General features: G+C 55.0%; 26 protein-coding genes. 8 read left to right on the top strand and 18 right to left on the bottom strand.

The features are described from left to right. The 9 genes from IM271_RS10060 to fkpA all read right to left on the bottom strand — a co-directional run. The coding region (locus IM271_RS10060) for a GTP-binding protein (RefSeq protein WP_227537769.1) at positions 1-156 on the bottom strand (156 nt) is incomplete at its 3' end. A 69-nt stretch (positions 157-225) separates the two neighbouring features. Then, positions 226-2,340, bottom strand: a complete 2,115-nt coding sequence (gene fusA, locus IM271_RS10055; RefSeq protein ID WP_028014637.1) for an elongation factor G — start codon at positions 2,338-2,340, stop codon at positions 226-228. Positions 2,341-2,436: 96 nt separating this feature from the next. Then, positions 2,437-2,907: a 30S ribosomal protein S7 gene (gene rpsG / locus IM271_RS10050; protein WP_003861706.1), complete on the bottom strand. Its 471-nt coding sequence runs from the start codon at positions 2,905-2,907 to the stop codon at positions 2,437-2,439. Between the two features lie 96 nt (positions 2,908-3,003). Then, a complete protein-coding gene (gene rpsL, locus IM271_RS10045; RefSeq protein WP_000246815.1) occupies positions 3,004-3,378 on the bottom strand; it encodes a 30S ribosomal protein S12 in 375 nt (124 codons plus the stop codon). Between the two features lie 124 nt (positions 3,379-3,502). Beyond that, entirely contained in the window at positions 3,503-3,790 is a 288-nt protein-coding gene (gene tusB, locus IM271_RS10040) for a sulfurtransferase complex subunit TusB (protein ID WP_063438502.1), read from the bottom strand. Between the two features lie 7 nt (positions 3,791-3,797). Then, positions 3,798-4,157 carry a sulfurtransferase complex subunit TusC gene (gene tusC / locus IM271_RS10035; RefSeq protein ID WP_063438501.1) on the bottom strand — a complete coding sequence of 120 codons (360 nt, stop codon included), beginning with the start codon at positions 4,155-4,157 and terminating at the stop codon, positions 3,798-3,800. After that, positions 4,157-4,543 carry a sulfurtransferase complex subunit TusD gene (gene tusD / locus IM271_RS10030; protein WP_126345927.1) on the bottom strand — a complete coding sequence of 129 codons (387 nt, stop codon included), beginning with the start codon at positions 4,541-4,543 and terminating at the stop codon, positions 4,157-4,159. The genes tusC and tusD overlap by 1 nt, the downstream gene beginning before the upstream one ends. Further along, positions 4,543-5,265: a transcriptional regulator gene (locus IM271_RS10025; RefSeq protein ID WP_014885489.1), complete on the bottom strand. Its 723-nt coding sequence runs from the start codon at positions 5,263-5,265 to the stop codon at positions 4,543-4,545. The genes tusD and IM271_RS10025 overlap by 1 nt, the downstream gene beginning before the upstream one ends. Positions 5,266-5,430: 165 nt before the next feature. Continuing rightward, positions 5,431-6,252, bottom strand: coding sequence for an FKBP-type peptidyl-prolyl cis-trans isomerase (gene fkpA, locus IM271_RS10020; protein ID WP_193052529.1), 822 nt, complete (start codon positions 6,250-6,252; stop codon positions 5,431-5,433). A gap of 238 nt (positions 6,253-6,490) precedes the next feature. Between fkpA and IM271_RS10015 the strand changes: the two genes are divergently transcribed. Then, entirely contained in the window at positions 6,491-6,709 is a 219-nt protein-coding gene (locus IM271_RS10015; RefSeq protein ID WP_028014642.1) for a protein SlyX, read from the top strand. A gap of 51 nt (positions 6,710-6,760) precedes the next feature. On the opposite strand, the gene slyD is transcribed toward IM271_RS10015, so the two are convergent. The 4 genes from slyD to kefG form a co-directional block, all read right to left on the bottom strand. Then, positions 6,761-7,351 (bottom strand): peptidylprolyl isomerase, encoded by a 591-nt coding sequence (gene slyD / locus IM271_RS10010; protein WP_003861691.1) that lies wholly within the window; start codon positions 7,349-7,351, stop codon positions 6,761-6,763. A gap of 94 nt (positions 7,352-7,445) precedes the next feature. Next, positions 7,446-7,646 (bottom strand): YheV family putative zinc ribbon protein, encoded by a 201-nt coding sequence (locus IM271_RS10005; RefSeq protein ID WP_003861689.1) that lies wholly within the window; start codon positions 7,644-7,646, stop codon positions 7,446-7,448. A 13-nt stretch (positions 7,647-7,659) separates the two neighbouring features. Then, entirely contained in the window at positions 7,660-9,465 is a 1,806-nt protein-coding gene (gene kefB, locus IM271_RS10000; RefSeq protein WP_193052528.1) for a glutathione-regulated potassium-efflux system protein KefB, read from the bottom strand. Continuing rightward, positions 9,465-10,016, bottom strand: coding sequence for a glutathione-regulated potassium-efflux system ancillary protein KefG (kefG, locus tag IM271_RS09995; protein WP_006812200.1), 552 nt, complete (start codon positions 10,014-10,016; stop codon positions 9,465-9,467). Before kefG ends, kefB begins: the two co-directional genes overlap by 1 nt. Before the next feature lie 132 nt (positions 10,017-10,148). Between kefG and IM271_RS09990 the strand changes: the two genes are divergently transcribed. From IM271_RS09990 to IM271_RS09975, 4 genes are all read left to right on the top strand, one after another. Next, the gene (locus IM271_RS09990) at positions 10,149-12,053 is read left to right on the top strand and encodes an ABC transporter ATP-binding protein (protein ID WP_126300763.1); all 1,905 of its coding nucleotides are present in this window, start codon (positions 10,149-10,151) and stop codon (positions 12,051-12,053) included. 111 nt (positions 12,054-12,164) lie between these two features. Continuing rightward, on the top strand, positions 12,165-13,187 hold the full coding sequence (locus IM271_RS09985) for a hydrolase (protein ID WP_063155645.1): 1,023 nt from the start codon (positions 12,165-12,167) through the stop codon (positions 13,185-13,187). Then, positions 13,184-13,402, top strand: a complete 219-nt coding sequence (locus IM271_RS09980; protein ID WP_013099053.1) for a YheU family protein — start codon at positions 13,184-13,186, stop codon at positions 13,400-13,402. The genes IM271_RS09985 and IM271_RS09980 overlap by 4 nt, the downstream gene beginning before the upstream one ends. 30 nt (positions 13,403-13,432) lie before the next feature. Then, on the top strand, positions 13,433-14,302 hold the full coding sequence (locus tag IM271_RS09975; protein WP_028014646.1) for a phosphoribulokinase: 870 nt from the start codon (positions 13,433-13,435) through the stop codon (positions 14,300-14,302). Between the two features lie 66 nt (positions 14,303-14,368). On the opposite strand, the gene IM271_RS09970 is transcribed toward IM271_RS09975, so the two are convergent. Further along, positions 14,369-14,773: an OsmC family protein gene (locus IM271_RS09970; protein WP_008503018.1), complete on the bottom strand. Its 405-nt coding sequence runs from the start codon at positions 14,771-14,773 to the stop codon at positions 14,369-14,371. A 311-nt stretch (positions 14,774-15,084) separates the two neighbouring features. On the opposite strand from IM271_RS09970, the gene crp reads away from it, so the two are divergent. Both crp and IM271_RS09960 read left to right on the top strand, forming a co-directional pair. Next, a complete protein-coding gene (crp, locus tag IM271_RS09965; RefSeq protein WP_000242758.1) occupies positions 15,085-15,717 on the top strand; it encodes a cAMP-activated global transcriptional regulator CRP in 633 nt (210 codons plus the stop codon). Positions 15,718-15,774: 57 nt separating this feature from the next. Beyond that, entirely contained in the window at positions 15,775-17,862 is a 2,088-nt protein-coding gene (locus tag IM271_RS09960) for a YccS/YhfK family putative transporter (RefSeq protein WP_193052532.1), read from the top strand. On the opposite strand, the gene IM271_RS09955 is transcribed toward IM271_RS09960, so the two are convergent. From IM271_RS09955 to ppiA, 4 genes are all read right to left on the bottom strand, one after another. After that, complete coding sequence (locus tag IM271_RS09955; protein ID WP_193052527.1) at positions 17,859-19,079, bottom strand: aspartate aminotransferase family protein; 1,221 nt, start codon at positions 19,077-19,079, stop codon at positions 17,859-17,861. The two genes, IM271_RS09960 and IM271_RS09955, sit on opposite strands and share 4 nt — an antisense overlap. Before the next feature lie 86 nt (positions 19,080-19,165). After that, positions 19,166-19,729, bottom strand: a complete 564-nt coding sequence (pabA, locus tag IM271_RS09950) for an aminodeoxychorismate synthase component 2 (RefSeq protein ID WP_193052526.1) — start codon at positions 19,727-19,729, stop codon at positions 19,166-19,168. Between the two features lie 30 nt (positions 19,730-19,759). After that, the gene (locus tag IM271_RS09945) at positions 19,760-20,344 is read right to left on the bottom strand and encodes a putative adenosine monophosphate-protein transferase Fic (protein WP_193052525.1); all 585 of its coding nucleotides are present in this window, start codon (positions 20,342-20,344) and stop codon (positions 19,760-19,762) included. Positions 20,345-20,449: 105 nt separating this feature from the next. After that, positions 20,450-21,022 (bottom strand): peptidylprolyl isomerase A, encoded by a 573-nt coding sequence (ppiA, locus tag IM271_RS09940; protein WP_041911929.1) that lies wholly within the window; start codon positions 21,020-21,022, stop codon positions 20,450-20,452. Positions 21,023-21,300: 278 nt separating this feature from the next. On the opposite strand from ppiA, the gene tsgA reads away from it, so the two are divergent. Beyond that, positions 21,301-22,485 (top strand): MFS transporter TsgA, encoded by a 1,185-nt coding sequence (tsgA, locus tag IM271_RS09935; protein WP_045259345.1) that lies wholly within the window; start codon positions 21,301-21,303, stop codon positions 22,483-22,485. Positions 22,486-22,529: the final 44 nt, after the last annotated feature.

Raw genomic sequence — 22,529 nt, 5'->3', positions numbered from 1 at the left:
GTTATCGATCTGGTCGAATGCACGAGCAGAACCACCGTAGGTTTTAGCCAGAACGGTAGTGATTGCAGCGGTCAGGGTAGTTTTACCATGGTCAACGTGGCCGATAGTACCAACGTTGACGTGCGGTTTTGTACGTTCAAATTTTTCTTTAGACACGGCTATATTCCTTACTATAGTGCTCTCCCCTCTGGAGAGAGCACGGGACTTAGGTTTTAATCCTGTGGATTACTTACCACGGGCTTCAATAACGGCCTGAGCAACGTTGTTAGGCGCATCATCATACTTCAGGAATTCCATGGTGTATGATGCACGACCTTTGGTCAGAGAACGCAGCTGAGTTGCATATCCGAACATTTCAGACAGCGGAACTTCAGCGTGGATCTTAACGCCAGTTACTTCGGATTCCTGACCACGCAGCATACCGCGACGACGGCTCAAGTCACCGATAACGTCACCGGTGTTCTCTTCAGGAGTTTCTACTTCAACCTTCATGATTGGCTCAAGCAGAACTGGTTTTGCTTTCTTAAAGCCTTCTTTAAAGGCAATAGACGCAGCCAGTTTAAACGCCAGTTCAGAGGAGTCAACGTCGTGGTAAGAACCGAAGTGCAGACGGATACCCATGTCAACAACCGGATAGCCAGCCAGAGGGCCCGCTTTCAGCTGTTCCTGGATGCCTTTATCAACGGCTGGGATGTATTCGCCAGGAATTACACCACCTTTGATGTCGTTGATGAACTCGTAACCTTTCGGGTTAGAGCCCGGCTCCAGTGGGTACATGTCGATCACAACGTGACCGTACTGACCGCGACCACCAGACTGCTTAGCGTGTTTACCTTCAACATCGGTAACTTTCGCGCGAATCGCTTCGCGGTAAGCAACCTGAGGTTTACCCACGTTCGCTTCAACGTTGAATTCACGCTTCATACGGTCAACGATGATGTCCAGGTGCAGTTCACCCATACCAGCGATGATGGTCTGGTTAGATTCTTCATCAGTCCATACGCGGAATGATGGGTCTTCTTTCGCCAGACGGCCCAGAGCCAGACCCATTTTTTCCTGGTCAGCTTTGGTTTTTGGTTCAACCGCGATGGAGATTACCGGCTCAGGGAATTCCATACGCTCCAGAATGATCGGGTGATCCGGGTCACACAGGGTGTCACCAGTGGTCACGTCTTTCAGACCGATAGCTGCAGCGATGTCGCCCGCACGAACTTCTTTGATCTCTTCACGTTTGTTAGCGTGCATCTGTACGATACGGCCAAAACGTTCACGCGCCGCTTTCACGGAGTTCAGGATGGTGTCACCAGAGTTAACCACACCAGAGTAAACGCGGAAGAAGGTCAGGTTACCCACGAATGGGTCGGTAGCAATTTTGAACGCCAGTGCAGAGAACGGCTCGTCATCACTTGCGTGACGCTCAGCCGGAGTATCTTTACCGTCGTCCAGGATGCCGTTGATCGCAGGAACGTCAACCGGGGATGGCAGGTAGTCAACTACCGCATCCAGCATCGCCTGAACACCTTTGTTCTTGAACGCAGAACCACAGGTTACCAGGATGATTTCGTTGTTCAGAACGCGCTGACGCAGAGCTTTTTTGATCTCTTCTTCAGACAGTTCTTCACCACCCAGGTATTTCTCCATCAGCTCTTCAGAAGCTTCAGCAGCGGATTCGATCAGGTTCTGGTGCCATTCGTCAGCCAGGTCCTGCATCTCAGCCGGGATATCTTCGTATTCGAAGGTAACGCCCTGGTCTGCATCGTTCCAGTTGATGGCTTTCATTTTCACCAGATCGATAACGCCGGTGAAGCCTTCTTCAGCACCAATTGCCAGCTGCAGCGGAACAGGGTTCGCGCCCAGACGGGTTTTGATCTGGCCAACAACTTTCAGGAAGTTAGCACCCATACGGTCCATTTTGTTAACGAACGCGATGCGTGGAACTTTATATTTGTTCGCCTGACGCCATACGGTTTCAGACTGTGGCTGAACACCACCAACTGCGCAATAAACCATTACCGCGCCGTCAAGAACACGCATGGAACGTTCTACTTCGATGGTGAAGTCAACGTGGCCCGGGGTGTCGATGATGTTTACGCGATGCGGTTCGTACTGCTTAGCCATACCTGACCAGAATGCAGTAGTCGCTGCGGAGGTGATGGTAATACCACGCTCCTGCTCCTGTTCCATCCAGTCCATGGTGGCTGCGCCGTCATGAACTTCACCGATTTTATGGTTTACACCGGTGTAGAACAGAATACGTTCGGTAGTAGTGGTCTTACCGGCGTCGATGTGCGCACTGATACCGATGTTACGGTAGCGTGCGATGGGTGTTGTACGAGCCATTTGATTCCTCGTTTGTTTCTTTAGGCGTTCAGTTAAGTTACCCAGAGCGGGCAGCTTCTCTGAAGCGCCCGCCTGGTGACTAATACTCCGAAGGGATTACCAACGGTAGTGTGCGAACGCCTTGTTGGCTTCTGCCATACGGTGAACGTCTTCACGTTTCTTAACTGCAGTACCTTTGTTTTCTGCAGCATCAGAAAGTTCGTTCGCCAGACGCAGAGCCATGGATTTATCACCGCGTTTACGAGCAGCTTCAACGATCCAACGCATTGCCAGGGCATTACGACGAACCGGACGAACTTCAACTGGAACCTGATAAGTAGAACCACCAACGCGGCGGGACTTAACTTCTACAGTTGGGCGAACGTTGTCGAGAGCGACTTCGAAAGCTTCCAGTTCATTTTTACCAGAACGCTGAGCCAGGGTCTCCAGCGCGCTGTATACGATTGCTTCTGCAGTAGATTTTTTACCATCTACCATCAGGATATTTACAAATTTTGCCAGCAGTTCTGATCCGAACTTCGGATCTGGAAGAATTTTACGCTGACCAATGACGCGACGACGTGGCATGGGAATACTCCGTTGTTAATTCAGGATTGTCCAAAACTCTACGAGTTTAGTTTGACATTAAGATAAATCAGTTTGGCCTTACTTAACGGAGAACCATTAAGCCTTAGGACGCTTCACGCCGTACTTGGAGCGAGCCTGCTTACGGTCTTTAACACCTGAGCAGTCCAGCGCACCACGAACGGTGTGGTAACGAACACCCGGAAGGTCTTTAACACGACCGCCACGGATCAGGATCACGGAGTGCTCCTGCAGGTTGTGACCTTCACCACCGATGTAGGAAGTCACTTCGAAACCGTTAGTCAAACGCACACGGCATACTTTACGCAGTGCGGAGTTTGGTTTTTTAGGAGTGGTGGTATATACACGAGTACATACGCCACGTTTCTGCGGGCAGGCTTCCAGCGCAGGCACGTTGCTTTTTGCAACTTTGCGTGCACGTGGTTTGCGTACCAGCTGGTTAACTGTTGCCATTAAATAGCTCCTGGTTTTAGCTTTTGCTTCGTAAACACGTAATAAAACGACCTCATACAATATGAGGACGCGAAATTTTAGGGCTACGTCGAAAAGGTGTCAAGAAATATACAGCGATCTCAAATCACCAGTTCATTTGACTGGCGTGCGTCACAGTAAGATTGACGAAATCAGTATAGCCAACCACGTCAATTTTGGCTGAAATTTGACCAGAAAGACCCCGCGCATCCAGATCGTCCTTCAGCGCAGAGACCGTTATGGGGGCATTCGTGAGAATTTCAACGAAACGTCCACCTTCAAGTGCAGCGAGCACGCCATCCTGAATCAGCAGCAGATCGTCACCTTCGCACAGCATGCTCAACAGCGTGTCGATATCACATTGCCATGGTGAATGGCTGAGAATATGGAGCATGGAAGCCTCAGAAAGTCAGAATGGTGTCGTAGTGGGATAGTTGTTCACGCAGTGCTGCGGCAGGTAAGGTCGTAACATCCAGCACAAAAGGCGTCTGATCGCTTAAACCGCGCGCCGTTAAAGAGTCGGCACAGACATAGCAGGTTTCGATATCGTAAAGCGGCAGCACTTTGAAGGTGGCGATGTAGTCGCGCGCCAGAATGGCCTGCGGCTGTTGGCCCGCCAGAAGCTGAAGCACGCCGTCCCCCAGAAAGAAGACACCGATATCTTCTGTTAACGCCGATGTCGCAAGAAGCGCATCCAGGCCTTCGCGGCCAGAGGTGCTGCCATGCGGCGCAGAAGTAAAAACAAATGCCACACGCTTCATCAGAATTGCACCACTCTGTCGCAGGTTAACGCCGCCTGAGCCAATGCGCCCAGACCACTCAACGTAAAACCAGGCTGCAGGTTAGCGCCTGATAATCCCAGGCGCTCGGCTTCGGCTGCATCCGTCACGCCGCGACGCAGCGCCGCCGCCACGCAGATATGCAGCTCAACGCCCTGCTTTTCATTTAACGCCTGCCAGGCGCGGACCAGATCAAACTCGTCGCTCGCCGGCGACGTAAACTGGTTCGCGTTATACACCCCTTCCCGATAGAAGAAGACGCTCGCCAGTTCGTGTCCGGCCGCCAGCAGCGCATGCGCAAACTGCAGCGCGCTGCTGGCCTGTTGAGTCCCATACGCCGGGCCCGTCACCATTAATGCAAAACGCATTACTTATCCTGCCCCACGAAATCGCCGCTTTTGAACTGACGGATGTAGAGGTAAACTGTATGCTTGGAGATGTTCAGACGATCGGCCACCTGGTTGATGGCATCTTTAATGTCGAAAATCCCTTTCTCGTAGAGATTGAGTACGATCTGGCGATTCTTGGCGTTGTTCGATACGTTGCGGTCAGCATTGACCTCTTCAATGGTGAACTCAAGCGTCTGCGTGACGAGATCTTCAACGGAGGAGGCAAAGTTAACAGAAGAGCCAACGTCTGGCGTTTCTGGCGGAATAAAGGTGCTCATGATCTGCGAGAATGGCACATCAAGGTTCATGTTGATGCACAGCAGCCCAATCACACGATGCTCGCGATTTCGAATCGCGATGGTTTCTGATTTCATCAGCACGCCGCTTTTGGCGCGGGTGAAATAACATTTTGAGACGCTGCTGTCCGCGCCGGTCATGTCATGCAACATACGCAATGCAAGGTCGGTAATTGGCGAACCAATTTTACGGCCGGTATGCTCACCATTAGCAATGCGGATGGCGGAACACTTCAGATCTTGCAGGGAGTGCAATACGATTTCGCAGTGGGAACCAATGAGCATCGCTAACCCGTCCACTACCGCTTCATAGGATTTCAGAATATCGAAGTCGGTCTGGTCAAAAGGACGTTGATCCAGCAAATCAAGTTCACTGGTTTCGTTGGTTAAAAGCGACCTGGACATGAAAAAAACACTCCTTTTCAGGAGCCTGTCGTTAGGTTTTCAGGGCAGGCTCATTATCTACACGGACAACTAAATTAATACAGCGTGCCTAACGCTTTCCAGTGTTAATTATATCTGCCCCACAATAAAAAACCGCCGCCTTAAAAGGCGGCGGTTTGCATCACATTACTTCTTAACGTCTGTCGCAGCTTTCTGATCTGCCTGCGCTTCCGGTTTCGCATCCGCTTTCGGCGCTGGTTTGATGTCCAGCAGCTCTACGTCGAAGACCAGCGTGGAGTTAGCCGGGATACCCGGGACGCCAGTTTTGCCATAGGCCAGATCCGGTGGGATAACCAGCTTGATTTTGCCGCCTTTTTTGATGTTTTTCAGGCCTTCAGTCCAGCCAGGGATCACACCGTCAAGACGGAAGGAAAGAGGTTCACCACGGGTGTAAGAGTTGTCGAACTCTTTACCGTCGATCAGCGTACCTTTGTAGTTCACCACAACGGTGTCGCTGTCTTTAGGCGCATCACCGGTACCTTCTTTCTCAACTTTGTACACCAGACCAGTAGAAGAGGTTTTCACACTCTTCTCTTTAGCAAAGGTGTCGCGGTAGGCTTTGCCTTTCGCTTCGTTGTCTTTAGCGTCCGCTTCCATCTTGGTCTGAGCGGCACCCTTCACGCGCGCTTCGAACGCCTGCAGAGTCTGTTCGATTTCCTGGTCAGACAGTTTGCTCTTATCAGCAAAGGCGTCCTGAACACCCGCGATCAGCTGGGCTTTGTCCAGTTTGATGCCCAGTTTCTCTTGTTCTTTCAGAGAGTTTTCCATGTAGCGGCCCAGAGATGCGCCCAGTGCGTAGGCGGATTTCTGGTCGTCATTTTTGAACGCCGCTTTGCTGTCTGCAGTGGCAGCAGGCTTCGCAGCAGTATCAGCAGCGAATGACAGCGGCGCGTTCAGTGCAACAGCCATCGTCGTCGCCAGCAGCGTTACTTTAAACAGTGATTTCATCCATATCTCCAGGGCCTGGGGACTCTCACCCCAGCGTTAAACGTAAATGAGTGACGTACTATAAAACGTTGCGGAAGAAATCTACAGACAGACACTTCCAATTCTCGCCACTTTTCAGACTATTTTTGTTTAAATAAGTTTCTTGCCAACGGGATAGAGACTGCACTTAAGGATAAACTCAGTTAAACTGCGCCGCCGCTGGGCCAATATGGCGTATCAGATATAAACGAGGTGAATGATGAAGGACACAATGATAGAAGCGAGAATGGCTGAGCTGGAAAGCCGCCTGGCTTTTCAGGACATCACCATCGAAGAGCTTAACCAGACCGTGACCGCGCACGAACTCGAAATGGCGAAACTGCGGGATCATATGCGCCTGCTGACGGAAAAGCTGAAGGCGACGCAGCCGTCAAATATTGCCTCTCAGTCGGAAGAGACGCCACCACCTCATTATTGAGGCGTAAAAAAAGCGGGATTATCCCGCTTTTTTATTTTCCGCATGACGGAATTAGTGGCAACCGCAGCCGCCGTTGCCGCAACCACCTTTACCGTGGCCGTGGTCATGACCATGGTCGTGGCCGTGACCACCGCAGCAGCCGTCGTGGCCGTGATCGTGATCATGGTCGTGACCATGCGCACCGTGAACGTGGCCATGGGCCAGCTCTTCTTCGGTCGCTTCACGGATCGCAACAACTTCTACGTTGAACTTCAGGTTCTGGCCAGCCAGCATGTGGTTGCCGTCAACCACGACGTGGTCGTCTTCAACTTCAGTGATTTCAACAGGAACCGGACCCTGGTCAGTTTCAGCCAGGAAGCGCATGCCAACCTGCAGCTCGTCAACGCCCATGAACACGTCTTTAGGAACGCGCTGAACCAGGTTGTCGTCATACTGACCGTAAGCGTCGTTCGCGCCTACAGCAACGTCGAATTTATCGCCAACTTCATGACCTTCCAGCGCAGTTTCCAGGCCGGAAATCAGGGAACCGTGACCATGCAGGTAGTCCAGCGGCGCACTCACCGGAGACTCATCAACCAACACACCGTCTTCTGTACGTACCTGATAGGCCAGGCTGACCACCAGGTCTTTTGCTACTTTCATGATATCTCCTGAGCGTGGGAAAATTGCTGGCGCAGATTGTAGCGGAAATCTGCACCCGTGTACCCTTAAGCTTAAAAAAACTCAGAGCATATCGCTAGTCTGGATGAAAAATGCCGATCACTTGCTCTTCTTTGCGAACGTGATCGCGCGCTTCTTTGTCGGCCTCACGCATCTGGTGACCGCACTTAACGCACTCAACTATATCAATATTATTTTCGCGCCACATGGCCAGCGTATCTTGAGCCTGGCAAGACGGGCACTTTGCACCCGCGATAAAGCGTTTACGTACAGCCATCTTTCGTTACCTTTTATTCAAATTCATCCCAGCCGTCGAGCTGGCGTCGTTCCTGTTGCATCTCTCGCTGAAAGATCTCCTCCAGCTCGCGCCGCGCTTCCCGCACGCGGGAGATCTGCGCCGTATCGCTATGTACAGGCATTAATTCGCGCAGCATGCGCATATCCAACCGGCGGAAGTGCATCTGGGCGCGCTGCGCCTGGTGAGGATGCATCCCCAAGGAGATTAACGCCTTGCGCCCCAGTTCCAGCGCACTGGAGAACGTCTCACGGGAGAAGTGTTTCACACCTGCCTGCAACAATTCGTGAGCTTCAACACGCCCCCGGGCACGCGCCAGAATATTCAGGTGCGGGAAGTGCTGCTGACATAGCTCCACCAGCTTCATCGTATCTTCCGGATCGTTGCAGGTAATGACGATAGACTCCGCGGCTTCCGCCCCAGCCGAGCGCAGAAGCTCAAGCTGAGTGGCATCGCCGTAATAGACCTTGTAGCCATATTTGCGCATCAGGTTGACCGCGCTGATATCGCGCTCCAGCACCGTAATGCGCATTTTGTTCGCCATCAACAGGCGTCCAATCACCTGCCCGAAGCGGCCGAAGCCCACGACGATCACCTGCGGCTTATCGTCTTCTACCCACGGCGCTTCATCTTCATTGTCTGCCGGATTCAGGCGGCGCGACAGGAGTTTATCCACCATCTTCATCAGCAGAGGCGTGGTCATCATCGACAGCGTTACCGTCACCAGCAGCAGCGCCATCTGGTCATCTTTAAACAGCTTCTGGGAGGAGGCGGTGGAGAACAGCACAAACGCAAACTCTCCACCCTGGCTCAACACGCTGGCAAACTGCATGCGTTCCGAACTGCGCAACCCGTAGATACGCGCCATGACGTACAGCACCAGCATTTTCACCGCCACCAGGATCGCAACACTCACCGCAACCCAGAGCAGATGGGTATAAAGCACGCCAAGATTGAGCGCCATTCCCACCGAAATAAAGAACAGGCCTAACAGCAGCCCTTTGAAGGGATCGATGGCAATTTCCAGTTCGTGCCGATATTCACTCTCCGCCAGCAGCACGCCGGCAATAAAGGTGCCCAGCGCCATCGACAGCCCCAGCGCGTCCATAAACAGCGCCGAGCCGAGCACCAGCAGCAGCGTAGCGGCGGTAAACACCTCGCGCACGCCCGAGGCGGCAATAAAGCGGAACACCGGACGTAGCAGGAAACGTCCGCCAATCAGCATGCCCGCGAAGGCCAGCACCTTCATGGAAATTTTTGCCCAGTCGAAGTGATCGTCGCCCGAGCCCGCCAGCAGCGGCACCAGCGCCAGCGCCGGGATCACCGCTAAATCCTGGAACAACAGCACCGAAAAGCCCAGCTGTCCGGCCTCATTGCGGTTCATCCCCTTGTCGCGCATCAGCTGCAGCGCCATCGCCGTCGACGACATTGCGAGACCAATCCCGCCAATCACCGCCGCCTGCCAGGAAAAGTTGGTCAGCATTAACAGGCCAGCCAGAATCGCGGCGCTAAACAGCACCTGCGCGGCGCCCACGCCAAAGATAGAGCGTCGAAGCTGCCACAGCTTCGAGGGGTTCAGTTCGAGGCCGATGATGAACATCAGGAACACCACGCCGAGCTCCGAGAAGTGGAGAATTTCATCCACGTCGCTGATGAAACCCAGTCCCCATGGGCCAATGGCGATCCCCGCGAGCAAATACCCCAGCACCGCCCCGATGCCGATACGGGCGGCAAGCGGCACCGCGACGACGGCGGCAAATAAAAACAGCACCCCGGCGAGGAGTAAATTCGATCCTTCCATTAACGACCTCCTGCCGGAATCGGTGATGCCAGCCATTCACCGTAGGCTCTGGCGTGGCTTGCCAGCGCTTTCGGGTCCTGACGCCGCGCCCAGTAAACAATAATCGGGCTCATCCAGTGCATGCGGCACATGGCCGCCGTCAGCTCGAATGGCCTCAGGATGTCGCTCATGGGGTAGCGGTTCAGCCCGTCGTGACGGTAAGCGCTTTCGGGTTCACCGGTGGTGATCACACTGCGCCAGTACTTTCCCGCCAGCTGGTTGCCCCCCACCCCGCTGGAGAAGCCCCGGCTCAGCACGCGGTCCAGCCACTCTTTCAGCAGCGCCGGACAGCTGTATGTATAAAGCGGATGCTGGAACACAATCACGTCGTGCTGACGCAGCAGTTCCTGCTCGTAAGGAATATCGATAAAGAAATCAGGATAGTGCGCGTAGAGATCGTGCACCGTGACGTTACTGAGCTGTGTGGCCGGCTTAAGCAGCACCCGGTTCGCCACCGAGTCCTGAGATTCCGGATGGGCATACAGCAGCAGCACTTTCGCTGTCTGAGACATCACTCCCCTCCCGGTTCTGTTTTTGTGTATTGTTGTCGTTTTGGGCTACCATGGCGGCCCGGTGGGGAAAATGGCCCACACCTTACATTATCATAATGACAAATTAACATAGTCGGAACATACGGCGCTTCTATGATTGTTTTCTCCTCGTTACAAATTCGTCGCGGCGTGCGCGTCCTGCTGGATAACGCCACTGCTACCATCAACCCGGGCCAGAAAGTGGGTCTGGTCGGCAAAAACGGCTGCGGTAAATCCACCCTGCTGGCGCTGCTGAAAAACGAGATTAGCGCGGATGGTGGTAACTTTACCTTCCCGGGGAACTGGCAGCTCGCGTGGGTAAACCAGGAGACGCCAGCCCTGAGCGAACCGGCGCTCGACTATGTTATCGACGGCGATCGCGAATACCGTAAGCTCGAAGCGGAACTCAACGCGGCCAACGAGCGCAACGACGGTCACGCCATCGCTACCGTTCACGGCAAGCTGGACGCCATCGACGCGTGGACCATTCGCTCCCGCGCCTCCAGCCTGCTGCACGGCCTGGGCTTCAGCAATGAACAGCTTGAACGCCCGGTCAGCGACTTCTCCGGCGGCTGGCGCATGCGCCTCAACCTGGCGCAGGCGCTGATCTGCCGCTCAGACCTGCTCCTGCTCGATGAACCGACCAACCACCTCGATCTCGATGCGGTTATTTGGCTCGAGAAGTGGCTCAAGAGCTATCAGGGCACTCTGATTCTCATCTCCCACGACCGCGACTTCCTCGACCCGGTGGTGGATAAAATCATTCATATCGAACAGCAAACCATGTTCGAGTACACCGGTAACTACAGCTCTTTCGAGCGCCAGCGCGCAACGCGCCTTGCCCAGCAGCAGTCGATGTATGAAAGCCAACAGCAGCGCGTGGCGCACCTGCAGAGCTTCGTGGATCGCTTCAAAGCTAAAGCGTCAAAAGCCAAGCAGGCCCAGAGCCGCATTAAAATGCTGGAACGCATGGAGATGATCGCCCCGGCACACGTGGATAACCCGTTCCACTTCAGCTTCCGCGCGCCGGAAAGCCTGCCGAACCCGCTTCTGAAGATGGAAAAGGTCAGCGCGGGTTATGGGGATCGCATCATCCTCGACTCTATCAAGCTTAACCTGGTGCCGGGTTCGCGCATTGGCCTGCTGGGGCGCAACGGCGCCGGTAAATCAACGTTAATTAAGCTGCTCGCGGGCGAGCTTAACCCAACCAGCGGTGAAATCGGCCTGGCGAAGGGCATTAAGCTTGGCTATTTCGCCCAGCATCAGCTGGAATTTTTACGCGCGGATGAATCCCCGATTCAGCATCTGGCGCGTCTTGCGCCGCAGGAAATGGAGCAGAAACTGCGCGACTACCTCGGCGGCTTCGGCTTCCAGGGCGATAAGGTGACCGAAAACACCGGGCGTTTCTCGGGCGGCGAAAAAGCCCGTCTGGTGCTGGCGCTGATTGTCTGGCAGAGACCCAACCTGCTGCTGCTCGATGAACCGACCAACCACCTGGATCTCGACATGCGTCAGGCGCTGACCGAAGCGCTGATTGAGTTCGAAGGCGCACTGGTTGTCGTGTCGCACGATCGCCACCTGATCCGCTCCACCACCGACGATCTCTACCTGGTACACGGCGGCAAAGTCGAACCGTTCGACGGCGATCTGGAAGACTACCAGCAGTGGCTGACGGACGTACAAAAGCAGGAAAACCAGCCGGAAGAGTCAGCGAAAGACAACGTCAACAGCGCACAGTCGCGTAAAGACCAGAAGCGCCGCGAAGCGGAACTGCGCACCCAGACCCAGCCGCTGCGTAAAGAGATTGCCCGTCTTGAAAAAGAGATGGAAAAGCTCAACGCCACGCTTGCCGCCGTCGAAGAGAAGCTGGGCGACAGCGACCTGTACGATCAGAGCCGTAAAGCGGAGCTAACGGATTGTCTGCAAACGCAGGCGAAAGCTAAATCCAGCCTCGAAGAGTGCGAAATGGCATGGCTGGATGCCCAGGAACAGCTGGAAGCGATGCTGCAGGCAGACTGAATTTTTACCCCGTTGTGCGAACGGAATCTATCTCTGGTTCGGAAATCCAGGCTAAACGGGGTACAATTCGGAAAGTATAGTGAATTTCTGACAAGAATCAGCATCGTCCTTATGACCCAAATCATTCCATCAGACTTCGACATTACAGCCGAAGACAGCACCGAGTTCGTGCCCATGCGCGGCGTGGCCAACTGCCATTTGCAGACCATGCTGCCGCGGCTGATCCGCCGCAAGGTCCAGTTCACTCCGCACTGGCAACGGCTCGATCTGCCGGACGGTGATTTTCTGGATCTCGCCTGGAGCGAAGCGCCGGAACAGGCTCTTCATAAGCCGCGTCTGGTGGTTTTTCACGGTTTAGAAGGCAGCCTGCACAGTCCGTATGCGCATGGGTTAATTGAGGCCGCCAAAGCGCGCGGCTGGCTCGGCGTGGTGATGCATTTTCGCGGCTGTAGCGGCGAGCCGAATCGTCAGAAACGCATTTATCACTCGGGTGAAACCGAAGATGGCACGTGGTTTCTGCACTGGCTGCGGGAAAATTATGGCGCCGCGCCAACGGCCGCCGTGGGCTACTCGCTGGGCGGTAATATGCTCGCCTGTCTGCTGGCCAAAGAGGGCGACAGCGTACCGCTGAATGCTGCAGTGATTGTCTCCGCACCGTTTATGCTGGAGCAGTGCAGCTACCACATGGAAAAAGGCTTTTCTCGCGTCTATCAGCGCTATCTGCTCAACCTGCTGAAAGCCAACGCGGCGCGAAAGCTGAAGGCCTATCCGGATACCCTGCCGGTAAGCCTGCGCCAGCTGAAAAAGGTACGCTGCATCCGCGAATTCGACGATCTGATCACCGCCAAAATTCACGGCTTCGCCGATGCTATCGACTATTACCGACAGTGCAGCGCCATGCCGCTGCTCAGCAAAATCACGCAGCCGACGCTGATTATTCACGCCAAAGATGACCCGTTCATGGATCATCACTCTATTCCCGCGCAGGAATTCCTGCCTGACAACGTTCACTACCAGCTGACCGAACATGGTGGCCACGTGGGGTTCATCGGCGGCACGCTGCGCAGGCCGAAAATGTGGCTGGAAGCGCGCATTCCTGACTGGCTGACTCCTTATCTGGATGGTGCAAAATGATCATTCCCTGGCAGGATCTGGCTCCCGAAACGCTCGATAATCTGATTGAAAGCTTTGTATTACGCGAAGGCACCGATTATGGTGAACATGAGCGTTCGCTTGAGCAAAAGGTCAACGATGTAAAACGCCAGCTGAAAAGCGGCGACGTGGTGCTGGTGTGGTCAGAACTGCATGAGACAGTCAATATCATGCCCCGCAACGCGTTTCACGGCTGATCTTCCAACCTTTTCCGTCAGGGAGTTGCTATGTCTGCCAGACATCCCATTATTGCCGTTACGGGGTCGAGTGGTGCGGGAACCACCACCACCAGCCTCGCTTTTCGCAAGATTTTCGCCCAGCTGAATCTCCGTTCTGCGGAGGTCGAAGGCGACAGCTTTCACCGCTATACGCGGCCTGAGATGGACATGGCGATCCGCAAGGCGCGCGATCTGGGTAAACACATCAGCTACTTTGGCCCGGAAGCCAATGATTTCGGCCTGCTGGAGCAAACCTTCCGCGAATACGGTCAGAGCGGTACCGGGCAGTCCCGTAAGTATCTGCACACCTACGACGAAGCCGTACCCTGGAACCAGGTGCCGGGCACCTTTACCCCCTGGCAACCGCTGCCGGAACCCACCGACGTGCTGTTTTATGAAGGATTGCACGGCGGCGTTGTCACACCTCAGCACGACGTGGCGCGCCATGTGGATCTGCTGGTCGGGGTGGTGCCGATCGTTAACCTGGAGTGGATCCAGAAGCTGACGCGCGACATGAGCGAGCGCGGCCATTCGCGCGAGGCGGTAATGGACTCGGTGGTGCGCTCCATGGAAGATTACATCAACTATCTCACGCCGCAGTTCTCCCGCACGCACATTAACTTCCAGCGCGTGCCGACGGTGGACACTTCCAATCCGTTCGCGGCGAAAAGCATCCCGTCGCTGGATGAGAGCTTTGTGGTGATCCACTTCCGCAATCTTGAAGGCATTGATTACCCCTGGCTGCTGGCGATGCTGCAGGGCTCGTTTATTTCCCACATGAATACGTTAGTGGTTCCCGGTGGAAAAATGGGGCTAGCAATGGAGCTGATCATGACGCCGCTGGTGGAGCGACTGATGGAAGGGAAGCAGATCGCGTGAACATGTTCCCTCTCCCCGTGGGAGAGGGTTAGGGTGAGGGCATCAACACGCACGATGCCCCAATAATTAAGCCTCGATCACTTCATACGAATGGGTGATTTTTACCGCTTTCTCCAGCATTAACGCCACAGAGCAGTATTTCTCCGCAGAGAGATCCACCGCGCGTGAGACCGCCGCGTCTTTCAGTTCTTTCCCGGTGACAACAAAGTGCAGATTAATGTGGGTGAACAGGCGTGGCGCCTCTTCGCGACGCTCTGAGGTGAGTTTAACCTCGCAATCCGTCACGTCATGACGACCTTTTTGCAGAATCGACACCACGTCAATCGCGCTGCATCCGCCTGCCGCCATCAGCACCATTTCCATTGGGCTTGGAGCTTTATCGCCGGAGTTACCATCCATCAAAATCTGGTGTCCTGATGCGGACTCGCCCAGGAACGTTAAACCTTCAACCCACTTCACGCGCGCTTGCATATTCATTAACTCCAACGTTGCATTTTTGGTGACAGATTACGCGTGCGTTACATTTCTCGCAATGGAAGGCGACCTGCATCATGCTGAAGCGAGACACCAGGAGACACGCGGCAAAAGCTATGCTAAAACACTCAGGATGCTACAGTAATACATTGACGTTACACATGTATGCAGAGGACATCAAACTTTACTGGCTGCGAAACGTTACGACAGCCGACTTCCCAGGGTATGGGTAAGAATTCGATTGCAACCCCAGAGTCCGGATGCATCTGATGACTCTGGTGACAGCTTATAACAGAGGATAACAGCGCATGGTGCTTGGCAAACCGCAAACAGACCCGACTCTCGAATGGTTCTTGTCTCATTGCCACATTCATAAGTACCCATCGAAGAGCACGCTGATTCACCAGGGTGAAAAAGCGGAAACGTTGTATTACATCGTCAAAGGCTCGGTGGCAGTGCTGATCAAAGATGAGGAAGGCAAAGAGATGATCCTTTCCTATCTGAACCAGGGCGATTTTATCGGTGAACTGGGCCTGTTTGAAGAAGGCCAGGAACGTAGCGCCTGGGTTCGTGCAAAGACAGCATGTGAAGTGGCTGAAATTTCTTATAAGAAATTCCGTCAGTTGATTCAGGTAAACCCTGACATCCTGATGCGTCTTTCTTCCCAGATGGCGCGCCGTCTGCAGGTGACGTCAGAGAAAGTGGGTAACCTCGCCTTCCTGGACGTGACTGGCCGTATTGCGCAGACTCTGCTGAACCTGGCGAAACAGCCAGACGCGATGACCCACCCGGACGGCATGCAAATTAAAATTACCCGTCAGGAAATCGGTCAGATCGTCGGTTGCTCCCGCGAAACGGTGGGCCGTATTCTGAAAATGCTGGAAGATCAAAACCTGATCTCCGCCCACGGTAAAACCATCGTGGTTTACGGAACCCGTTAATCCTGCCTAAACGGCGTGCCATCGCGAGGTGTCACGCCGTTTTTGTCTCTTTTCCCCATGTGGCGCAGGCTGATCTATCACCCGGAAGTTAACTACGCACTACGACAAACGCTGGTGCTGTGTCTTCCCGTGGCCGTGGGCCTGATCCTGGGACATCTTCAGCAGGGCCTGCTGTTTTCTCTCGTCCCCGCCTGCTGCAACATTGCCGGTCTGGACACGCCCCATAAACGCTTTTTCAAACGTCTGATAATTGGCGGCTCGCTGTTTGCTGGCTGTAGCCTCGCGGTGCAGCTTCTGCTGGCTCGCGATATTCCCCTGCCGCTGATCCTGACCGTGCTGGCGATGACCCTCGGCGTCACCGCCGAAATCAGCTCGCTCCATGCCCGTCTGCTTCCCGCGTCACTCATTGCGGCCATCTTCACCCTGAGCCTCGCCGGTAATATGCCCGTGTGGGAGCCGCTGTTGATCTACGCCCTCGGCACGCTGTGGTACGGGCTGTTTAACTGGTTCTGGTTCTGGCTGTGGCGGGAGCAGCCGCTGCGCGAATCTCTGAGCCTGCTCTACGTGCAGCTTGCGGATTACTGTGAAGCCAAATACACCCTGCTCACCCAGCATACGGATCCGGAAAAATCCTTACCGCCGCTGCTGACGCGCCAGCAAAAGGTGGTAGATCTGATAAGCCAGTGCTATCAGCAGCTGCATATGCTCGCCGCCAACAAGAACCACGAATATAAACGGCTGTTGCGCACCTTTCAGGTGGGGCTGGATCTTCAGGAGCATATCTCCGTTAGCCTTCACCACCCGCAGGAGGTGCAAAAGCTGGTTGAGCGCAGCCATGCCGAAGCGGTGATCCGCTGGAACGCACAAACCGTCTCCGCGCGCCTGCGGGTGCTGGCCGATGATATTCTCTACCACCGCTACCCCACGCGCTTTAACATGGACAAACAGCTCGGCGCGCTGGAGAAAATCGCCCGTCAGCACTCGGATAACCCGGTCGGCCAGTTTGCCGCCTGGCACTTCAGCCGCATCGCCCGCGTGCTGCGCACCCAGCGCCCGCTTTATTCCCGTGACCTGATGGCGGATAAACAGAAACGTCTGCCGCTGCTGCCGGCGCTGAGAAGCTACCTGTCTCTGAAATCTTCCGCTCTGCGCAACGCTGCAAGGATTAGCGTCATGCTCAGTATCGCCAGCCTGATGGGCATGGCGCTGCATCTGCCGAAGCCCTACTGGATCTTAATGACCGTGCTGTTTGTCACCCAGAACGGCTACGGCGCCACGCGGGTGCGTATTCTGCATCGGGCAGGCGGCACGATGGCGGGGCTGATTATTGCGGGCGTGACGCTGCATTTTCACGTGCCCGAAGGCTATACCCTGGCGGGCATGCTGGCGATCACCCTGGTAAGCTATCTAATCATTCGCAAAAACTACGGCTGGGCGATGGTGGGCTTTACGGTGACGGCGGTATATACCCTGCAGCTACTGACGCTTAACGGCGAACAGTTCATCGTTGCCCGCCTGATCGACACGCTGATCGGCTGCCTGATTGCCTTCGGCGGCATGGTCTGGCTGTGGCCGCAGTGGCAGAGCGGGCTGCTGAGGCAGAACGCCCACGACGCGCTGGAGGCCGATCAGCAGGCCATTCGTCTGATCCTGAGCGACGATCCGCAGCCCTCCCCGCTGGCGTATCAGCGGATGAAGGTCAACCAGGCGCACAACGCCCTGTTTAACTCGCTCAACCAGGCGATGCAGGAGCCGGGCTTTAACTCACACTATCTTGCCGATATGAAGCTGTGGGTCACGCACAGCCAGTTTATCGTCGAGCACATTAACGCCATGACCACGCTGGCGCGCGAGCACACGATGCTGACTCCGGATCTGGCGCAGCGCTATTTGCAGTCGTGTGAAATTGCGTTGCAGCGCTGTCAGCAGCGTCTGGAGTATGACGCGCCGGGCGAGTCGGGGGATTCGAACATTCTGGAGGCACCGGAGACGCTGACCCACGGCCCGATGAGCACCCTGGAGCAGCATTTGCAGCGCGTGCTGGGACATCTGAACACCATGCACACCATTTCGTCGGTGGCATGGCGTCAGCGTCCGCATCACGGCATTTGGTTAACGCGGCGGTTAAAGCGAACCGAGTATTAGTCTTTTACGATCTTCTCGACCGCCGCGGCAAAGCGGGTTAACCCGTCTTCAATATCCTTATCTTCCACCACCAGCGACGGCGCAAAGCGCATCACGTCCGGGCCGGCATTCAGCACCATCACCCCTTCGCGGGCAGCGGCGTGCAGGAAATCGCGCGCGCGGCCTTTGTACTGCGGCTTAAGCTCCGCACCAATCAGCAGCCCCATGCCGCGGATCTCGCTGAACACGTCGTACTGCTCGTCAATCTGCTTCAGGTACTTCACAAACAGCTCGCGCTTCGCGCTAACGCCGTTCAGCACCTCTGGCGTGTTGATGATGTCGAACGCGGCACCTGCCACGGCGCTCGCCAGCGGGTTACCGCCATAGGTCGAGCCGTGAGACCCGACGTGGAACGCAGAGGCAATCTCCTGCGTCGTCAGTACCGCACTCACCGGAAAACCGCCGCCGAGCGCTTTCGCGCTGGTCAGAATATCCGGCGTCACGCCGTAGTGCATGTAGGCAAACAGCTCTCCGGTACGCCCCATCCCGCACTGCACTTCATCAAACACCAGTAGCGCCTGATGTTCGTCGCACAGTTCGCGCAGCCCTTTCAGGAATTCCAGGGTTGCCGCGGTCACGCCGCCTTCGCCCTGAATCGGCTCCACCACCACTGCGCAGGTGTGGTCGTCCATCACCGCTTTCACCGCGTGCAGATCGTTAAACGGCACGTGGATAATGTCGGCTGGTTTCGGACCGAAGCCGTCGGAATACTTCGGCTGGCCGCCAACGGAGACGGTAAAGAAAGAGCGTCCGTGGAAGGCGTTATGGAAGGCGATGATTTTAGTTTTGTACGGGCTGTGGCGCGTGGTGGCGTAGTAGCGCGCCAGCTTAAAGGCGGTTTCGTTAGCTTCGGTGCCGGAGTTCATAAACAGCACGCGCTCGGCAAACGTGGCATCAATGATCTTGCGGCCCAGGCGCAGCGCAGGTTCGTTGGTGAACACGTTGCTGGTGTGCCACAGGGTTTCGCCCTGGGTTTTCAGCGCGTCCACCAGCGCAGGATGGCAGTGGCCCAGCGCCGTGACCGCAATACCGCCCGCGAAATCCACATACTCCTTGCCCTGCTGATCCCAGACGCGGCTGCCTTTCCCCTTCACCGGGATAAATTCAGCCGGTGCATAAATCGGCAGAATCACTTCATCGAATGTCGCGCGGGTAATTGCTGGTTGTTCAGTTGCCATGTCATGCCCATCCATTTTATGTCACATTCATTGTGAAAATATAATCACAAAATATGCATAAAAACTCACAACAAGGCAACAGATATTCAGCGATTGAGGAAATTTGCCAGCAGTGCGTGCCCCTGCTCGCTGAGGATACTTTCAGGGTGGAACTGGACGCCTTCGAGATCCCACTCGCGGTGTCGAATCCCCATGATCTCCTGCGTATCGCTCCAGGCGGTCACGTCAAAGCAGTCGGGCAGCGTCGGTGGGTCAATCACCAGCGAATGGTAGCGCGTCACGGTTAGAGAGTTATTGAGCCCGGTGAATACGCCCGTGCCGGTGTGGGTGACCGGCGAGGTTTTGCCGTGCATCACTTTCGCGGCACGCACGATGGTAGCCCCAAATGCCTGGGCAATCGCCTGATGACCGAGACAGACGCCCAGGATCGGCAGCCTGCCGGCATAGTGGTGAATAACCTCCAGAGAAATGCCCGATTCCGACGGCGTACACGGTCCCGGCGAAATGACGATTTTCTGCGGAGCCAGCGTCTCAATATCAGACAGGCTGAGTTCGTCGTTGCGGCGGACAACCACCTCTGCACCCAGTTCACAAAAATACTGGTAAAGGTTCCAGGTGAAGGAATCGTAGTTATCAATCAGCAGAATCATGGCGGCTCCCGAAAAAAATGCCGCCCTATTCTACTCAGATTCCCGCGCTTCGCTCACTACTTTGGCAAAGATAGCGCTCAGCGCGGTCAAATCGCCCGTGGCACCGCTTCGGTTCGCCGCTACCCACTGCTCGAGATCAATATCCCGCCAGTCCAGCGCGTAATTCGCGTGGATGGCCAGTTGCTCAAAGAAGACGCGCTGAGCAATGCCATTACCGCGCATAAAGGGATGCAGCATGTTGATTTCACAATAGTAATGGCTCACTTTTTCAACAAACGCCGCTTTTTCAAGACCCACAAGATACTTATCACTTTCCAGCGCCGCCATCAGTTCGTTACCCATCGTCTCGATGTACTCAAAATGGCAGAAGGGAATGTCACCCTTAAAAATATCGTCGGTACGGAATTCGCCTGCCTGCTTCATCTCTCTGTGATACAGATGGCGATGAATGAGGCACAGATGCGGTAGCCCGGGCGCTGAAGGCCCAAGCTCCAGCGTCTCAATGCCGGGCTCTGAAGGACCATTACCTTTTTCAAGGAGACAACTGGCCTGAAAATTGACGTTACGCTGTTGCTCCCAGAGACGGGATTTTTGCTTATCGGTGAGTTTTTTCACTTAACGCCTCCCTGAATAGTCCGTTTGCCACAAGTATAAGCAGCAAAACGCGCTTTCGCAGGGAGGGGTCACAACACGGGCGAGGATCGCCCGTGTCAAAGAGGATTACGGCAGAACTTTTGCAGAGATGATAACGACAGGTTTAGACGGCACATTCTGGTATGGACCGACATCGTGGGTCTGAACCTGAGAGATTTTGTCCGCCACGTCCATCCCTTTCACAATTTTACCGAAGACCGCATAGCCGAAGTCGCGCTGGCCGTGGTCGAGGAAAGCGTTATCCGCCACGTTGAGGAAGAACTGGCTGGTGGCGCTGTCTTTATCCGCCGTGCGCGCCATGGAGATGGTGCCGCGCTTGTTCAGCAGGCCGTTATCCGCTTCGTTTTTGATGGGTGGGTTAGGCTGTTTCTGCTGCATCTGCTCGTTGAAGCCGCCGCCCTGAATCATGAAGCCCGGGATCACGCGGTGAAAGGTGGTGTTGTTGTAGAAGCCGCTGTTCACATAGTCGAGGAAGTTTTTCACAGAAACCGGAGCTTTCTGGCTATTCAGTTCCAGCTCAATATTCCCGGCGGAGGTGGTCAGCAGAACGTGAGGGTCCCCTTTGGCTGCCAGCGCAGCAGGGGAAACGGCAGAAAGAGCAAACACAGCTGCGACAGCCGCCAGTGTTGATTTGAGCATGAGAATTCCTTAACAAAGCGCAGTAAAAAAAGCGAATGGCTTGATTCTAAAGAGCAGTATGAACCGAGACCAGCCTTTTACCTAATTTTACGAAATTGAAACAATTATTACTGCGCAAACGATTGGTTATACCGCCATTTAGTGTGACTTAGATCACACTAAAACCTGCAATGGCATATTCATTTCCCTTAAAAGATAGGAATAGATCACTTTAGCGACTAAAATCTGCCCGCTCTCAGCGCCCTCCCGGCGCTTTTCTTTTTCTGAACAGGCCAGACATGACTAACAGCAATCGCATCAAGCTCACATGGATAAGCTTCTTCTCCTACGCCCTGACCGGCGCGTTGGTGATCGTCACCGGGATGGTGATGGGAAATATCGCAGACTACTTCCAGCTGCCCGTTTCCAGCATGAGTAACACCTTCACCTTCCTCAACGCGGGGATCCTGATCTCAATTTTCCTGAATGCCTGGCTGATGGAAATCGTCCCGCTGAAAACCCAGCTGCGCTTCGGCTTCGTGCTGATGGTTGCCGCCGTGGCGGGCCTGATGTTGAGCCACAGCATCGCCCTGTTCTCCGCCGCCATGTTCGTGCTGGGCCTTGTCAGCGGGATCACGATGTCGATCGGTACGTTCCTTATTACGCACATGTATGAAGGCCGCCAGCGCGGCGCGCGCCTGCTGTTTACCGACTCCTTCTTCAGCATGGCCGGGATGATTTTCCCGATGGTCGCCGCGTATCTGCTCGCGCGCAGCATTGAATGGTACTGGGTATACGCCTGTATCGGTCTGGTCTATGTCGCGATCTTCATTCTGACCTTCGGCTGTGACTTCCCGGTGCTGGGCAAAAAAGCGCAGACCACCTCAGAGCCGGTGGCGAAGGAAAAATGGGGTATCGGCGTGCTGTTCCTCTCCATTGCCGCCCTGTGCTACATCCTCGGTCAGTTGGGCTTTATTTCGTGGGTACCTGAATACGCCAAAGGTCTGGGCATGAGCCTGAACGACGCGGGCAAACTGGTGAGCGATTTCTGGATGTCTTACATGTTCGGCATGTGGGCCTTTAGCTTCATCCTGCGCTTCTTCGACCTGCAACGTATTCTGACCGTCCTGGCGGGTCTGGCGACCGTGCTGATGTATCTGTTCATCAACGGTGCCCCGGAGCATATGCCATGGTTCATCCTGACCCTGGGCTTCTTCTCCAGCGCGATTTACACCTCAATCATCACCCTGGGCTCCCTGCAGACCAAAGTGGCTTCGCCAAAGCTGGTGAACTTCGTGCTGACCTGCGGCACCATCGGCACCATGCTGACCTTCGTGGTCACGGGCCCGATTGTGGCGCACAGCGGCCCGCTGGCCGCGCTGCACACCGCTAACGGTCTGTATGCCGTGGTGTTTATCATGTGTTTCATTCTGGGCTTTGTGACCCGTCACCGCCAGCACAATACGGCAACGGCTACCCACTAATCGTCAAAACCCCTTTGCGTTCTGCAAAGGGGTTTTACCCTGCT

This window comes from Enterobacter cloacae complex sp. I3 (genome assembly GCF_014896175.1).
Lineage (GTDB): Bacteria > Pseudomonadota > Gammaproteobacteria > Enterobacterales > Enterobacteriaceae > Enterobacter > Enterobacter bugandensis.
The sequence above is the reverse complement of the archived record's forward strand: the minus strand, read 5'-3'. Positions and strand labels throughout refer to the sequence as shown.